Annotated in this window: 11 protein-coding genes; 8 read left to right on the top strand and 3 right to left on the bottom strand. The window is 69.1% G+C overall.

Annotated elements, in window-relative coordinates:
* Nucleotides 1-77 precede the first annotated feature (77 nt).
* Both QFZ67_RS11535 and QFZ67_RS11530 read left to right on the top strand, forming a co-directional pair.
* Nucleotides 78-638 (top strand): NADPH-dependent FMN reductase, encoded by a 561-nt coding sequence (locus tag QFZ67_RS11535; protein ID WP_307660995.1) that lies wholly within the window; start codon nucleotides 78-80, stop codon nucleotides 636-638.
* A 212-nt stretch (nucleotides 639-850) separates the two neighbouring features.
* Complete coding sequence (locus QFZ67_RS11530; RefSeq protein WP_307660994.1) at nucleotides 851-2,680, top strand: glycoside hydrolase family 15 protein; 1,830 nt, start codon at nucleotides 851-853, stop codon at nucleotides 2,678-2,680.
* A 9-nt stretch (nucleotides 2,681-2,689) separates the two neighbouring features.
* Here the strand turns inward: QFZ67_RS11530 and QFZ67_RS11525 are convergent, their stop codons facing one another.
* From QFZ67_RS11525 to glgX, 3 genes are all read right to left on the bottom strand, one after another.
* Complete coding sequence (locus QFZ67_RS11525) at nucleotides 2,690-4,528, bottom strand: ABC transporter ATP-binding protein (protein ID WP_307660993.1); 1,839 nt, start codon at nucleotides 4,526-4,528, stop codon at nucleotides 2,690-2,692.
* The gene (locus QFZ67_RS11520) at nucleotides 4,525-6,570 is read right to left on the bottom strand and encodes an ABC transporter ATP-binding protein (protein ID WP_307660992.1); all 2,046 of its coding nucleotides are present in this window, start codon (nucleotides 6,568-6,570) and stop codon (nucleotides 4,525-4,527) included. The genes QFZ67_RS11525 and QFZ67_RS11520 overlap by 4 nt, the downstream gene beginning before the upstream one ends.
* A gap of 103 nt (nucleotides 6,571-6,673) precedes the next feature.
* On the bottom strand, nucleotides 6,674-8,941 hold the full coding sequence (gene glgX / locus QFZ67_RS11515; RefSeq protein WP_307660991.1) for a glycogen debranching protein GlgX: 2,268 nt from the start codon (nucleotides 8,939-8,941) through the stop codon (nucleotides 6,674-6,676).
* A 203-nt stretch (nucleotides 8,942-9,144) separates the two neighbouring features.
* On the opposite strand from glgX, the gene QFZ67_RS11510 reads away from it, so the two are divergent.
* The 6 genes from QFZ67_RS11510 (at nucleotide 9,145) to QFZ67_RS11485 (ending at nucleotide 15,761) form a co-directional block, all read left to right on the top strand.
* Nucleotides 9,145-10,371 carry an Ig-like domain-containing protein gene (locus QFZ67_RS11510; RefSeq protein WP_307660990.1) on the top strand — a complete coding sequence of 409 codons (1,227 nt, stop codon included), beginning with the start codon at nucleotides 9,145-9,147 and terminating at the stop codon, nucleotides 10,369-10,371.
* A 183-nt stretch (nucleotides 10,372-10,554) separates the two neighbouring features.
* A complete protein-coding gene (locus tag QFZ67_RS11505; protein WP_307660989.1) occupies nucleotides 10,555-11,799 on the top strand; it encodes an Ig-like domain-containing protein in 1,245 nt (414 codons plus the stop codon).
* 81 nt (nucleotides 11,800-11,880) lie between these two features.
* Nucleotides 11,881-12,648, top strand: coding sequence for an enoyl-CoA hydratase/isomerase family protein (locus QFZ67_RS11500; protein ID WP_307660988.1), 768 nt, complete (start codon nucleotides 11,881-11,883; stop codon nucleotides 12,646-12,648).
* A 262-nt stretch (nucleotides 12,649-12,910) separates the two neighbouring features.
* Complete coding sequence (locus QFZ67_RS11495) at nucleotides 12,911-13,414, top strand: ATP-binding protein (RefSeq protein ID WP_307660987.1); 504 nt, start codon at nucleotides 12,911-12,913, stop codon at nucleotides 13,412-13,414.
* A gap of 398 nt (nucleotides 13,415-13,812) precedes the next feature.
* Nucleotides 13,813-14,571 (top strand): polysaccharide deacetylase family protein, encoded by a 759-nt coding sequence (locus tag QFZ67_RS11490; protein ID WP_307660986.1) that lies wholly within the window; start codon nucleotides 13,813-13,815, stop codon nucleotides 14,569-14,571.
* The gene (locus tag QFZ67_RS11485) at nucleotides 14,571-15,761 is read left to right on the top strand and encodes a YncE family protein (RefSeq protein ID WP_307660985.1); all 1,191 of its coding nucleotides are present in this window, start codon (nucleotides 14,571-14,573) and stop codon (nucleotides 15,759-15,761) included. The genes QFZ67_RS11490 and QFZ67_RS11485 overlap by 1 nt, the downstream gene beginning before the upstream one ends.
* The last annotated feature ends 138 nt before the right edge of the window (nucleotides 15,762-15,899 follow it).

The following is a 15,899-nucleotide window of genomic DNA, read 5'->3' as shown; positions in this document are numbered from 1 at the left end:
CAGCAAGCGCCACATGATTGATTGACGGAGCAATTACTTTCGTAGATCGATCAACAGAAAGTCATAGAGGAACACTCATGACCAAGATCGGGATCATCCTTGGCAGCACCCGCCCCGGACGCAACGGGGAGGCCGTCGCCCGCTGGGTGCACGAGGTCGCCGCGCGGCGCACCGACGCGGAGTTCGAGCTTGTCGACCTGCTCGACTACAAGCTCCCCCACCTCGACGAGGCGTACCCGCCGTCACTGGGCCAGTACACGCAGCCGCACACCCTGCGCTGGGCCAACAAGATCGCCTCGTTCGACGGCTACGTGATGGTGACGCCGGAGTACAACCACTCCACCTCCGGCGCGCTGAAGAACGCCATCGACTACCTCTACGCCGAGTGGAACAACAAGGCCGTCGGGTTCGTCAGCTACGGCTCGGCCGGCGGCACCCGTGCCGTGGAGCACCTGCGCCTGATCGCCGGCGAACTCCAGATGGCCGACGTACGCGCCCAGGTTGCGCTGTCCCTGTTCACCGACTTCGAGAACTTCAGTGTTTTCAAGCCCGGCGACTTCCAGCGCGAGTCGCTCACCGCCACGCTCGACCAGGTCGTGTCGTGGAGCCTGGCGCTGGCCCCGCTGCGCGCCGCCTGAGACCACGCTCAGGGATTTCGTCGGCAAGGTCGCTCCCCGGGACGGGAGGTAGCCGCCGACCTTGCCGCAGCCCCAGTCCTGAGTAACGTCATGCCAGGTCAGACCCTGTGATGTCATTCAGGAGCGCCACTGGGCCGCGATGGCATCCGCGGCCGTGAAGATCTAGTATCACGTGTACGCACTATGCGCCCTGCGGTCGTAGGGAGGCCGATATGGCGAACGCCGGATTCGGACGAGAGGGCCTCTCGCCCTATCTGCCGATCGCCGAGCACGGCCTTATCGGTGATCTTCACACCGCGGCACTCGTGGGCACCAACGGCACCATCGATTGGTACTGCTGCCCGCGCTTTGACTCGCCGAGCGTGTTCGCCTCCATTCTGGACACGAACCGGGGCGGATCCTTCGAGCTGGCCGCCGAAGTGCCGACGCGAACTCGGCAGTTCTACTTTCCCGACACCAACGTCCTCATCACCCGGTTCTTCGCCTCCGACGGGGTGGCCGAGATCCAGGACTTCATGCCGGTCAAGGACGACTCGGGCGCGGCGGCCCGGCACCGGCTGATCCGGCGGGTGATCTGCGTTCGGGGATCGCTTCCGTTCACAGCGCGGGTGGCTCCCCGCTTCGGCTACGGGGCCGAACCGCATTCCGCGGAGCTGCAGGGCAACTATGCAATGTTCCGGTCCGAGAGTCTGTCGTTGGGGCTGACCGCCACCGCGCCGCTGGAGTGCGACGGCCTGGACGTGCGGTCGCGCTTCAAGCTCCTCGAAGGCGAGTCCGCGGTGTTCGCCCTTGACCAGATCAGTGATGACGTCATCCCGCGGGCCTGTCCCGAGGCCGAGGCGGAGGACCAGTTCGAGACGACAGTCAGGTTCTGGCGCAACTGGCTGGCCGGCTCCCGCTACCAGGGACGGTGGCGGGAGATGGTGCACCGCTCCGCGCTCGTGCTGAAGCTGCTCACCTACGCGCCCACCGGTGCGATCGTGGCTGCCCCGACGACCAGCCTGCCCGAGCTGGTCGGCGGCGAGCGCAACTGGGACTACCGGTTCGTGTGGGTCCGTGACGCCGCCTTCTGTGTCTACGCCATGCTCAGGCTGGGGTTCACCGGAGAGGCCGAGGCGTTCATGCGCTTCCTGTCCGAGCGGGGCATCATGCGGGGCAGCGGTCCCGCGGGTCCGCTGCAGATCATGTACGGAATCGACGGGCGCGGCGAGCTGCCCGAGCGCGAGCTGCCCCACCTCGAGGGCTACATGGGGTCCGCCCCGGTGCGGGTGGGAAACGCCGCCACCGGCCAGCTCCAGCTGGACATCTACGGAGCGCTCATCGACTCCGTGTATCTGTACGACAAGTGGGGACAACCCATCAGCAGCGACCGGTGGGAGGAGATCGGTGTACTGGTGGACTGGCTCTGCGACCACTGGGACCAACCCGACGACGGCGTGTGGGAAACGCGCGGGGGACGCAGGAACTATCTGTATTCGCGGCTGATGAGCTGGGTGGCGATAGAACGAGCCATCCGGATGGCGAACCGGCGCGGCCTGCCCGCAGACCTCCCCCGGTGGCGGCAGAGCCGTGATGCGATCTACCGGCAGATCATGCAACGCGGCTGGAGCCCTGAACGAGGGGCGTTCGTTCAGCACCTCGACGCCCACGTACTCGACGCCTCTGTGCTGATGATGCCGATGGCCAAATTCATCTCACCAACCGACCCCAAATGGCTCGCGACCCTGGACGCGCTCACCGCGGACCTGGTCTCAGACTCGTTGGTCTACCGCTACGACCCCGAAGCCAGCCCGGACGGCCTCCGGGGGGCCGAGGGCACCTTCTCGATCTGCTCCTTCTGGTACGTCGAGGCGCTCGCCCGCGCCGGACGGCTGGAGGAGGCCCGGCTGGCCTTCGAGAAGATGCTTACCTACGCCAACCACGTCGGCCTGTACGCCGAGGAAATCGGACTGACCGGCGAACAGCTCGGCAACTTCCCACAGGCGTTCACCCACCTCTCACTGATCAGCGCCGCGTTCAACCTCGACCGCGCCCTTGGCTGACAGGCCACGTCAGACCAGGCTGTCCCGCCAGGCCCGGTGCAGATCCGCGAACCGCCCCTCTCCGCCTATGAGTTCGGCCGGTGACCCGTCCTCCACGATCCGCCCATGCTCCATCACCAGCACCCGGTCCGCGATCTCCACCGTCGACAGCCGGTGCGCGATCACGACAGCCGTACGCCCGTGCAGCACCGTGTCCATCGCCCGCTGCACCGCCCGTTCGCCCGGGATGTCGAGCGAGCTCGTCGCTTCGTCGAGGATCAGCACCGCCGGGTCGGCGAGCAGCGCGCGGGCGAATGCGACCAGTTGGCGCTGGCCGGCCGAGATCCGGCCGCCCCGTTTGCGCACGTCGGTGTCGTAGCCGTCCGGCAGGCCGCTGATGAAATCGTGTGCGCCGATCGCCTTCGCGGCGCGCTCGATCTCAGCCCGCGAAGCGTCCGGTCGTCCGATCGCGATGTTCTCCGCGACCGTCCCGGAGAACAGGAACGCCTCCTGCGTCACCATCACGACCCCGCGCCGCAGTTCGGGCGTGGCCAGATCGCGCAGCTCGACGCCGTCGAGGAGGACCCGGCCCTCGGTGGGGTCGTAGAAGCGGGCCAGCAGCTTGGCCAGCGTGGACTTGCCCGCGCCGGTCGAGCCGACGACGGCGACCGTCTGGCCGGCCGGGATCATCAGGTCGAAGCGGGGCAGCACCTCGCCGCCGGTGCCGTAGGCGAAGCGGACGCCCTCGAAGACGACCTCGCGGCCCGGATGGTCGCTGTGCCGGGCGGGCAGCTTCTTGGGGTCCCGCGCCTCCGGTACGGACGGCGTCTGGGCCAGCAGACCAGCGATCTTCTCGAGCGAGGCGGCCGCGGACTGGTAGGAGTTGAGGAACATCCCGAGTCGGTCGATCGGGTCGTACAGCCGGCGCAGATACAGCACGGCGGCGGCCAGCACGCCGAGCGCGAGGGTGCCGGAGGCGACGCGGTACGCGCCCCAGAGGACGATCCCGGCGACGGCGGTGTTGGCGACGAGCCGGGAGCCGATGACATAGCGCGCCATCTCCAGCAGGCCGTCGCCGTTGCTGCGCTCATGGCTGTGGTTGAGGCGCCGGAACTCCACGTCGTTGGAGTGCTCGCGCCGGAACGCGCGCACCGGGCGGATGCCGTTCATCGTCTCCGCGAACTTCACGATGACCGTGGCGATCAGGGTGGAGCGGGTGCGGAAGACGACGGCGACGCGGCGCCGGTAGCGGCGTACCAGCAGATACAGCGGTACGAAGGAGAGCACGGCGAGCGCGCCGAGCCCGAGGTCCAGCCAGAGCAGCATGGCCGAGATGTAGACGAAGGCGAGGACGACCGTGATCAGCTCCTGGAGCCCTTCGCTGAGCAGCTCCCGCAGGGACTCCACGTCGGTGGTCGAGCGGGAGATCAACCGGCCGGAGGTGTAGCGCTCGTGGAAGTCGACGCTCAGGGCCTGGGCTTGGCGGAAGATCCGGCCGCGCATGTCGAGGAGGACGTCCTGATTGACGCGGGCGGAGGTGCGGATGAAGGAGTACTGGAGAAGTCCGGCGCCGAGCGCGGATACGGCGTACCCGGTGGCGACGGCGATGAGCGGCCCGTAGTCGTGCCGCCGGAAGGCGGGTACGCCGCGGTCGATGGCGTACGCGACGAGGAGGGGCCCGGCCTGGACGGCGGCCTGCTGGAGCAGCAGGAGGAGCGCGGCCAGGACGACGCGTGCGCGTCGGGCGGCGAGGAGAGACCGCAGCAGCGCACCGGTCGCTCCCTGGGACGCGGGCAGGGCATCCCGGTCGAAGGGATCGTCCCCGCCCTGGACGCCACCGGGGCCGGTCGAGGTGGTGGTCGTGGTCATCGGGGACTCCCTTCAGCGTGGCCGGACGAGGTGGCCGGGGGCAGTTGGGCCGCACCATGGGAAGGCACGTCCCGGGGCCCCCGGCCACCGAGTGCCCCGTCGGCCACGTCCCGCCCGGCGAGGGCTGCGGCTTCGCCGCACGCCGGCCCGGCAGCGTCCTCCCCGGTGGCAGCCGCTGCCGCCAGGACTGCCGTCCCGCCGCTCTCTGGCGCGGGCCGGCCGGCCTCGGCGCCTGTCGACCCACCGGCCCCCACCTCGGGTCGGGCCTCGCGCGGCAGCGACTCCGCTCCCGACATCAGCCACGCGTACTCCGCATTCGTACGCAGCAGTTCCCGATGCGTGCCCACCGCCGCGATCCGGCCCCCCGACAGCAGCGCCACCCGGTCCGCCAGCATCACCGTCGACGGGCGGTGCGCCACCACCAGGGCCGTCGTGCCTTCCAGCACTCTGCGCAGGGCCGCCTCCACCAGGGTCTCCGTGTGCACGTCCAGCGCCGACAGCGGGTCGTCGAGGACCAGGAAGCGCGGACGGCCGACCACCGCCCGGGCCAGGGCGAGGCGTTGACGCTGGCCGCCGGAGAGGCTGAGGCCCTGTTCGCCGACCTGGGTGTCCGCGCCGTACGGCAGCGCACGCACGAAACCGGCCTGCGCGATGTCCAGCGCCCGGCCCAACTCTCCCTCGCCCGCGCCCTCCGCGCCCATCAGGACGTTCTCGCCGACGCTCGCCGAGAAAAGCGTCGGCTCCTCGAACGCCACCGACACCAGCCGCCGCAGCCGCTCCCGTGGCATCGCGGCGATGTTCTCCCCGTCCAGCGTGATCCGCCCGGCACTCACTTCGTGCAGCCGCGGTACGAGCGCGGTGAGCGTCGTCTTCCCGGAGCCCGTGCCCCCCACCAGGGCCATGGTCTCCCCGGGCCGCACCCGTAGATCGATACGGGCGAGCACAGGCGGTGCGTCGGCGGGCGCGTCCGGGTAGCGGAATTCGACGGCCTCGAACCGTAGCCCGTCCGCACCCTCGGCCGTCGCCTCGGCCGGGAGTACCGTGTCCGACTCCTCCGCCGCGTCCATCACCTCGAAATACCGTTCCGTAGCCGTCGCCGCCTCCTGGCTCATCGCCAGCAGAAAGCCGATCGACTCCACCGGCCACCGCAGCGCCAGCGCCGTCGACAGGAACGCCACCAGCGTGCCCGCCGACAGGCCGCCGTCCGCGACCTGGACGGTGCCGAGCACCAGAGCCGCGCCGATCGTCACCTCGGGGATCGTCGTGATCAGCGCCCAGATCCCCGCCAGCAGCCGCGCCTTGCCCAGCTCCGTGCCCCGCAGCCGTTCCGACAGCTCGCGGAAGGCCAGCGTCTGGCTGCGGTGGCGGCCGAAGCCCTTGATGATGCGGATGCCGAGCACGCTCTCCTCGACAACCGTCGTCAGATCGCCGACCTGGTCCTGCGCCTGCCGCGCGACGACCGCGTACCGCGACTCGAACAGCGAGCAGAGAATCACCAGCGGCACGATCGGCGAGAGCAGCACCAGACCCAGCGTCCACTCCTGGCCGAGCAGAATCACAAACCCGGCCAGAATCGTCACCGCGTTGACCAGCAGAAAGGTCAATGGGAACGCCAAGAACATCCGCAGCAGCATCAGATCCGTCGTGCCGCGCGACAGTAACTGGCCCGACGGCCACCGGTCGTGGAAGGCCACCGGCAGCCGCTGCAGATGCCGGTAGAGGTCCGCCCGCATCGCCGACTCGACCCCGGCCAGCGGCCGGGCCACCAGCCACCGCCTCAATCCGAAGAGCCCCGCCTCGGCGACCCCCAGCAACAGCAGGGCCAGCGCTCCGAGCCAGACCCCGCCGGGGTCCCGGCCCGCCACCGGGCCGTCCACGAGCCACTTCAGCACCAGGGGAATGACCAGGCCCAGACAGGAGGCCACGACGGCGACAAATGCCGCACTGAACAGGCGAGTTCGGACGGGGCGTACATACGGCCACAGCCGTAGCAGCGATCGTACGGCGGACCGGTCCTTGGCAGCTGCATGTGTTTCGGGCATCAGTCGCGAGCCTACGGTTCACCACTGACAGCGCTCATCCGATTTTGGCCGCACCGCAGCCCCGCCTGCCGCAGCCGCCGCGCCGAGCCCGCCGGTGCCAGGCCTACGTCCTGACCCGCAGCAGCAGCACCGACCGCGCCGGCACCGTCACCGTCTCCCCGCCCGCGTGCACCGTTCCCGGCGCCGTTTCCTGGTCCTCCCGCGAGGTGTCCACCACCAGCTCGTACGACTGCGCCCACGGCGGGCCCGGCAGCTGGAAGCTCGTCGGCCGGTCCGCCGAGTGCAGGACCGTCAGGAAGCTGTCGTCTGTCACCTCCGCTCCACGCGCGTCACGCCCCGGGATGTCACGGCCCGAGAGATAGAGCGCCAGCGTCGACGCCGGGGCGTACCAGTCCCGTTCCGTCATCTCCGTGCCGTGCGGGGTGAACCAGGCGAGGTCCCGCAGTCCGTCCGCCGCCCGGGCGCGGCCCGAGAAGAAGGCGCGGCGGCGCAGCACCGGGTGGCTGTGGCGCAGGGCCAGCAGCCGGGTGGTCAGCTCCAGCAGGCCACGCGGTCCTGGAGTCTCCAGCAGCGACCAGTCCAGCCAGCCGACCTCGTTGTCCTGGCAGTAGGCGTTGTTGTTGCCACCCTGCGTACGGCCCATCTCGTCGCCCGCGACCAGCATCGGCACACCCGTCGACACCAGCAGGGTGGTCAGCAGATTCCGCAGCTGGCGCCGCCGCAGCGCGTTGATGCGCGGATCGTCACTCTCGCCCTCCGCGCCGCAGTTCCAGGACCGGTTGCCGTTTGTGCCGTCCCGATTGCCCTCCCCGTTGGCCTCGTTGTGCTTCTGTTCGTAACTGACCAGGTCGCGCAGGGTGTACCCGTCGTGCGCTGTGACGAAGTTGATGGAGGCGTACGGCCGCCGCCCTCCCCACGCGTACAGATCGCTGGATCCGGAAAGCCGGTATCCCAGATCTCGTACGTCGGGCAGCGCGCCGCGCCAGAAGTCCCGTACGGCGTCGCGGTACCGGTCGTTCCACTCGGTCCACAGCGGCGGGAACGCGCCCACCTGGTAGCCGCCGTTGCCGACGTCCCACGGCTCGGCGATCAGCTTCACCCGCCGCAGCACCGGGTCCTGGGCGATCACCGCGAGGAAGGGGGAGAGCATGTCGACGTCGTGCATGGAGCGTGCCAGCGCCGCCGCCAGGTCGAAGCGGAAGCCGTCGACGCCCATCTCGGTCACCCAGTAGCGCAGCGAATCGGTGATCAGCCGCAGCACATGTGGCTGCACCACATGCAACGTATTGCCGCACCCGGTGTAATCGGCGTACGTCCGGGCGTCCGACTGGAGGCGGTAGTAGCCGCGGTTGTCGATCCCGCGCAGCGACAGCGTCGGACCCAGCTCACCCGCCTCCGCGGTGTGGTTGTAGACCACATCGAGGATGACCTCGATGCCTGCGGTGTGCAGCGCGCGCACCATCCGTTTGAACTCGCCGACCTGCTCCCCCCGCGTTCCGCTCGCCGAGTACCCGGCATGCGGCGCGAAGTAGCCGATGGAGTTGTAGCCCCAGTAGTTGCGCAGCCCCCGCTTCAGCAGATGGTCCTCGTGCGCGTACTGGTGCACCGGCAGCAGTTCGACCGCCGTCACCCCGAGCCGCACCAGATGCTCGATCGCCGCCGGATGCGCGAGCCCCGCGTAGGTGCCCCGCAGCTCTTCGGGGATCCCCGGATGGAGCTTGGTGAAGCCACGCACATGAAGTTCGTATATGACCGAGTCCGCCCACGGGGTCTTGGGCCTGCGGTCGTCCGCCCAGTCGTCGTCATCGTGGACGACGACGCCCTTGGGCACATGGGGCGCCGAGTCCCGGTCGTCGCGCACGGTGTCCGCGACATGCTGCTGCGGCCAGTCGCGTACGTGTCCGTACACCTCCGCGGGCAGGCCGAAGTCCCCGTCCACCGCCCGTGCGTACGGATCGAGCAGCAGCTTCGCCGGATTCCAGCGGGCACCCGTCCACGGGTCCCAGCGGCCGTGCACCCGGTAGCCGTACCGCTGACCCGGCCGGATCCCGGGCACGAAGCCGTGCCAGATCTCATGCGTCAGCTCGGTCAGCGGCAGCCGCGTCTCCGTGGCCGAATCGCCCCCGTCGTCGAAGAGGCACAGCTCGACCGCCTCCGCACCGCCCGCCCAGAGCGCGAAGTTGGTCCCCGCCACCCCGTCCGGACCGACCCGGAAACGGGCCCCGAGAGGCGTCGGCGCCCCCGGCCACACCGATGGCCTGCGGGCTCCGGGCTCCCGGTGGAGGCCGTTGACCCCGGCCGCCGGAAGTGGGCCGGGCAGGTCGTCCCGCACCCCCTCCTGCACTGTCTCCTGCTCGGCTGCGCTCGACACCTGCCGGCCTCCCGCGGCTCGTCGGGCCACGCTGGGGATACCTCCCCAGGCGCCGGAAGGCTCTGGGGGAGTACGGCTGCTCACGGCGTCCCGGCCGCGGCAGCCCACGCGTGGCCTCCCACCTGTTCTGCCCGCGCTGCTCTTGTCCCAACATGGCCCTGCTCTCACGTTTCCCCTGGAGGGGCGTGGTCGTTGGGCGGTACGTGAGACACGTAATGAAGCGGGCAGGGCAGGGCGTGGCCATCGCCCTGACATGGGCAGGACTCATGGCCGGGCTGACCGGCTGCACCAGCGAGAAGCTGGACATCGGCAGCAAGCCGCGGTCGATCGAGGACACGATCCGAGTTGTCCCCGAGGACGGCGCGAAGGGGGTCGGCCCCGACGGCCCCCTCGAGGTGCGGTTGCCCAGCGGGCGGCTCGAGCGGGTCAAGGTGACGCAGGTCGAGGACGCCCAGCCCACCGAGATCCACGGCGAGATCTCCGAGGACGGCCTGAGCTGGAAGCCGGACGAGGGCACCCGCCTCGACCTGGCCGCCAAGTACAGCGTCGACGTGGTCGCGCTGGACGGGCACGGCCGCCGCTCGGCGCGCCATACGACCTTCACCACGCAGGTCCCCGAGCGCCGCTTCATCGGCTACTTCAAGCCCGAGAACCGCTCGACCGTCGGCACCGGCATGATCGTCTCCTTCGACTTCAACCGGGAGATCGAGGACCGCGAGGCCGTCGAGCGCGCCATCCGCATCAGCTCGGACCCGCCGGTCGAGATCGCAGGCCACTGGTTCGGTAGCGAGCGCCTCGACTTCCGTCCGCGCGACTACTGGAAGCCGGGCACCAAGGTCACCGTCGAGCTGCGGCTGCGCGACGTCGAGGGCGCGCCGGGGGTGTACGGCATCCAGCAGAAGACCGTCGCCTTCACCATCGGCCGTTCGCAGGTCTCGCTCGTCGACGCGGCGAAGCACACCATGGAGGTACGGCGCGACGGCGGGGTTCTGGCGACCCTGCCGATCACGGCCGGAGCACCGAAGTCGACGACGTACAACGGAAAGATGGTGGTCATGGAGATGTTCGACGTGACCCGGATGAACGGTGCGACGGTCGGCTTCAAGAGGCGGAACGGCAGGGGCGAGTACGACATCAAGGATGTGCCGCACGCGCTGCGGCTGACCAAATCCGGCACCTTCCTGCACGGCAACTACTGGGCCGCGCCGGAGACGTTCGGCTCGGCGAATGTGTCCCATGGCTGTGTCGGACTGCGTGATGTGAAGGGCGGCAGCGGGGACACCCCGGCCGGCTGGTTCTTCGACCGGACGCTGATCGGCGATGTGGTCGAGGTCTTCAATTCGCGTGACAAGAAGGTCGACCCCAGTAACGGCCTCGGCGGCTGGAACCTGGACTGGAAGACGTGGAAGGCCGGTTCCGCGCTGGGCTGACCCTCGCCTGACCTGCAAGGCCCGCACCGTTCAGATGAGCCCACCGGACAAGTTGGGACTGAACGGTGACATTCGCGGGGAGGATCAACTACCCGCGGTGTGATTATCTATCGCCGTGCGTGCGTGAGGCGCGCGGGGGTGCGGGCTTTGGCGGGGCCAGGCCGTGCGAGGGGAGAGACCATTTTGAACGGGCAGCCGATATCGGGGGCGTCGGCCGGGGCGGGACGCGGGCGTGGGGGCGCCCCGCTGCGGGCTCTGGCGCTGGGGGCATTGCTGGTGCTGGTCACGGCCTGCGGGGGCGGTGACTCCGACAAGGACAGCGACGGCAAGGGCAATAAGGACGGCGGGAAGGTCGGGAACGCGGCCTCCCAGGCGGTGGTGACCATAGCGCCCAAGGACGGCGCCGACTCGGTCGCCACCAGTGGCGCGCTGAAGGTCACCGCGGCCAAGGGCAAGCTGACCACGGTCACGGTCCAGGACGACAAGGGCGCCCCGGTCGAGGGCAAGCTCGCCGCGGACGGCGCCAGTTGGCAGCCGCTGCAGCATCTGGCCGGTTCCACCAAGTACAAGGTGCACGCCGTCGCCAAGGACGCGGACGGCCGTGAGTCGGCGAAGGACACCAGCTTCACCACGCTCGTCCCGAAGAACACCTTCATCGGGCACTACAACCCCGAGGACGGTTCGACGGTCGGCGTCGGCATGCCGGTCTCGATCAACTTCACCCGTGGCATCACCGACCCCGCCGCCGTCGAGCGGGCCATCAAGGTGACGGCCGAGCCGTCGGTGCCGGTCGAGGGCCACTGGTTCGGCAACGACCGCCTCGACTTCCGCCCGGAGAAGTACTGGGCCGCGGGCACCAAGGTGACCGTGAAGCTGAACCTGGACGGCGTCGAGGGCCGCCCGGGTGTGTACGGCAAGCAGTCCAAGACGGTGAAGTTCACCATCGGCCGCAGCCAGGTCTCCACCGTGGACGCCAAGTCGCACCGGATGAAGGTCGTACGCGACGGCAAGCAGATCAAGAACATCCCGATAACCGCCGGCGCGCCGTCGACCACGACGTACAACGGCCAGATGGTCATCAGCGAGAAGTACAAGGTGACCCGGATGAACGGCGCCACCGTCGGCTTCGGCGGCGAGTACGACATCAAGGACGTGCCGCACGCGATGCGCCTGTCCAACTCGGGCACCTTCGTCCACGGCAACTACTGGGCCTCGTCCGGGACCTTCGGATCGGCGAATGTCAGCCACGGCTGCGTGGGCCTGCGCGACGCCCGCGGCGCCGGTGACGGCTCCACTCCGGCGGCCTGGTTCTTCGACAGCTCGATCATCGGCGACGTGGTGATCGTGAAGAACTCCAAGGACAAGCAGATATCCCCGGAGAACGGCCTGAACGGCTGGAACATGTCCTGGGCGGAGTGGACCAAGTAGTTCCTGTACGACGAGAACGGACCCGGTGCTGTGACGGAGAGCACCGGGTCCGTTGCCGTTAACGCGGGCTAACCTCGGTCCATGACAGTCAATCTTGAGGTCTCCGAAGGTGTCGGCACCATCCGTCTCGACCGCCCGCCGATGAACGCGCTGGACATCGCAGTCCAGGACCGGCTGCGCGAGCTCGCCGATGAGGCGGCCCGCCGGGACGACGTACGGGCCGTGATCCTGTACGGCGGCGAGAAGGTGTTCGCGGCCGGCGCCGACATCAAGGAGATGCAGGCGATGGACCACACGGCGATGGTCGTGCGGTCCCGGGCACTCCAGGAATCCTTCACCGCCGTCGCCCGCATCCCCAAGCCCGTCGTCGCGGCCGTCACCGGCTATGCGCTGGGCGGTGGCTGCGAGCTGGCGCTCTGCGCCGACTTCCGGATCGCCGCGGACAACGCCAAGCTCGGTCAGCCGGAGATCCTGCTGGGCCTGATCCCGGGCGCCGGCGGCACCCAGCGGCTGTCGCGGCTGATCGGCCCGTCCAAAGCCAAGGACCTGATCTTCACCGGCCGCATGGTGAAGGCGGACGAGGCGCTCCAACTGGGCCTGGTGGACCGTGTCGTACCGGCCGCCGAGGTGTACGAGCAGGCCCACGCCTGGGCCGCGAAGCTCGCCCAGGGACCTGCGCTGGCACTGCGCGCCGCCAAGGAGTCCATCGACGCGGGTCTTGAGACGGACATCGAGACGGGCCTCGCCATTGAACGCAACTGGTTCGCGGGCCTGTTCGCGACAGAGGACCGCGAGCGCGGGATGCGCAGCTTTGTGGAAGAGGGCCCGGGCAAGGCCAAGTTCCTCTGAGTTCAAGTCAGTTGGATACATCGGCTGTCCGCGTCAACCCTGTGTGCAGCTTAGCTGGGCCTTAAAGCAGCCTTAAGTCCTATCGGTCCGCAGCGCTTGGCGATCATTCATAAGCAAGGCGTCAGGGCAGCTCAGGACGGGCGTGAGGGCCTGCATACGGCCATAGTCATATGCCGTCAGATCCCCCCGGAGCAGCCGATTCCGGGGGCCCTATTCCGCCGGAACGGCCCCGGAATTCGCTCGTTGCGGCCATGATGGGGGCATGGCGGGCCTCGAAGGTGTGGAACAGCCGCGGCAGCGCGGCAACGCGGCCGCGGCGCGGTGGTTGCCTGCCGTCGAGGACGAACAGGCGCTCAGGGCACTGGAGTTGTTCGGCGATCCCACGGACGAGGAAATAAAGCTCCCCTCCCGCCCCGAGTCCGCCGCCACCGCGCGCCGGCTGACCCAGTGCGTGGTGCTGCGCCAGTGGGCACTCTCCCCGCAGACCGCCGAGCACGCGGTGTTACTGGTCTCGGAGCTCGTCGGCAACGCCGTACGGCACACCGGGGCACGGGTCTTCGGGCTGCGGATGCTGCGCCGCCGCGGCTGGATCAGGATCGAGGTCCGCGATCCCTCGCGGGGTCTGCCCTGTCTGATGCCGGTCCAGGAGATGGACATCAGCGGCCGTGGGCTCTTCCTCGTCGACAAACTCTCCGACCGGTGGGGCGTGGATCTGCTGCCGCGCGGCAAGACCACGTGGTTCGAGATGCGGGTCTCAGACCGCTGACACGACCCGGACGGCTTGCCCCGGACAGTGCGACCCGGACACACAGAAGCCCCCTGAGCGGGGGCTTCTGCGGAGCGCCGTGGATTGGGGGGTGTATCCACGGCAGCTTGCGACGACCTGGCCCGGGTCAATGGGGGTCGTGTCATCGACTATGGCAGACGGGAAACCGCACTGCCAAAAGTCCTTACTCGGGCATACGTGAGCAAAGCGAAGCAACTTGGAAGTGAATCGTAGGTGAGATGGGCCACCTGCCTAGTAAATGCTGAATAAATATAGGGTTTGGCGAGTGTTTCATTGCCTCGCCGATTGAAGACCGGGCTCCGGCGGTCCGACCTGCGAATATCCCGAATTGGCTCAATCGTTATTTTTTGCCTGGTTCGCCCCTACTGTGCTTTCCCGTGAGCTCGATCGACCGCCGCAGCGCACTGCGCGCAGGGGTGGGGGCCGCCGCCGCCACAGGCTGCACCGACGGCGGTCCCGCCCCGGCGCCGCCCGTCGCGTCTGCCCGGCCGTCCCGCGGTCCCCGTCCCGCACCTGCCCCGCGCCGTTCCCCCGGGCAGCCCGCCGAGATCGCGCACGGCCCACGCGACCGCGACAGGGTGGCCCTCACCTTCCACGGCCAGGGCGGCCCGGACATCGCCAAGGCCGTGCTCGCCGAGGCCGAGCGGGCCGGCGCCCGCATCACCGTGCTCGTCGTCGGCGACTGGCTCGACCAGCACCCCGAGCTTGCCCGCCGGATCCTCGACGGCAGCCACGACCTCGGCAACCACACCCAGCGCCATCTGGGCATCTCATCGATGTCCGAGACCGAGGCGTACGCCGAGATCACCGACTGCGCCGAGCGGCTGCGCCGGCTCACCGGTTCCATCGGCAGCTGGTTCCGCCCCTCCCGTACGCAGTACGCGACCCCCCTCGTCGCCGGACTGGCCCACCGGGCCGGCTACCCGCACGTCCTCTCGTACGACGTCGACTCCCTCGACTTCACCTCGCCCGGCGCCACGGCCGTCACCCGCAACGTCACCCGGCAGATCCAGCGCGGATCCGTGGTGAGCCTGCACTTCGGCTATGCGGACACCGTCGCCGCACTACCCGGCCTCCTCGACGACCTCGACCGCCGCGGACTGCGCGCGGTGACGACCACGGAGCTGCTGACCTGATGCACCCGCTCATTCCGCTCACCAAGAGAACCACCGCGCTCCTCGCCGGCGCGCTGTTCGCCCTGTTCGCCCTGTTCGTGGGCTGCAGCTCACACGGCGACGAGGAGCGCCGCACCAAGTCCGCCGCGCTGCCCGCCAGGCCCAAGGCCGTTGCCCCGGCCGGACTGCCCGGCATGCCGCCGGTGCTCGACCCGGACGACATCTACTCCGCGGACCGGCCGGGCAGGCTCTCGCCGGTGGTCAGGGGCTTCCCGTCCCGGGTGTACGTCCCCAACACCAGCTCCAACACCGTCTCGGTCATCGACCCCACCACGTACAAGGTCATCGGGACGATCCCGGTCGGCGTCCAGCCGCAGCACGTCGTCCCGTCCTGGGACATGAAGACGCTCTGGGTCAACAACAACCGTGGCCACACGCTCACCCCGATCGACCCGGCCACCGGCATCGCGGGCCAGGCGGTGGAGGTGCACGACCCCTACAACCTCTACTTCACGCCCAACGGCAAGTACGCCATCGTGATGGCCTCCCTGGACCGCGAACTCGTCTTCCGTGACCCGCACACCATGAAGAAGGTCAAGTCGACCCCGGTCTCCTGCTACGGCGTCAACCACGCGGACTTCTCCGCCGACGGCAGGTACTTCGTCGTCTCCTGCGAGTTCTCCGGCCAGCTGCTGAAGGTCGACACGGAGAAGATGGAGGTCATCGGCCGGCTGAAGCTGCCCTTCCAGGGCGCGATGCCGCAGGACGTGAAGCTCTCCCCGGACGGCAAGACCTTCTACATCGCCGACATGATGGCGCACGGCATCTGGGTGCTCGACGGCGACAGCTTCCTGACGCCCGGGCTGCTGCCCACCGGGAAGGGCTGCCACGGCCTCTACATCAGCCGTGACTCCAAGGAGATGTACATCCCCAACCGGGGCGAGGGCTCCATCTCGATCTTCGACTTCAAGCAGAACAGGCTCACCAAGAAGTGGTGGCTGCCGGACGGCGGCAGCCCCGACATGGGCGGTGTCTCGGCGGACGGCAAGGTGCTGTGGCTGTCCGGGCGTTACGACTCCGAGGTGTACGCGATCGACACCACCACCGGCAAGCAGCTGGCCCGTATCGCGGTGGGCGGCGGCCCGCACGGACTCGCGGTCTACCCGCAGCCCGGCCGCTACTCGCTCGGCCACACGGGTGTCTTCCGCTAGGACGAGTGCGGTGCGAGTCCCCGGCCCCCGTACGGCCTCCGGCCGTGTCCTCAATCTCCCCCCCCAGACTTCGTCCGGGGGACCCCAACGGGCTTGATTTCCGCCGGTCGGCCTGGAGTTTCAGGCCGACCGGCGGGA

The sequence above is a fragment of the Streptomyces sp. V1I1 genome (assembly GCF_030817355.1).
Lineage (GTDB): Bacteria > Actinomycetota > Actinomycetes > Streptomycetales > Streptomycetaceae > Streptomyces.
Note: the sequence above shows the minus strand (reverse complement) of the source record. Positions and strands in the feature narration are given on the sequence as shown.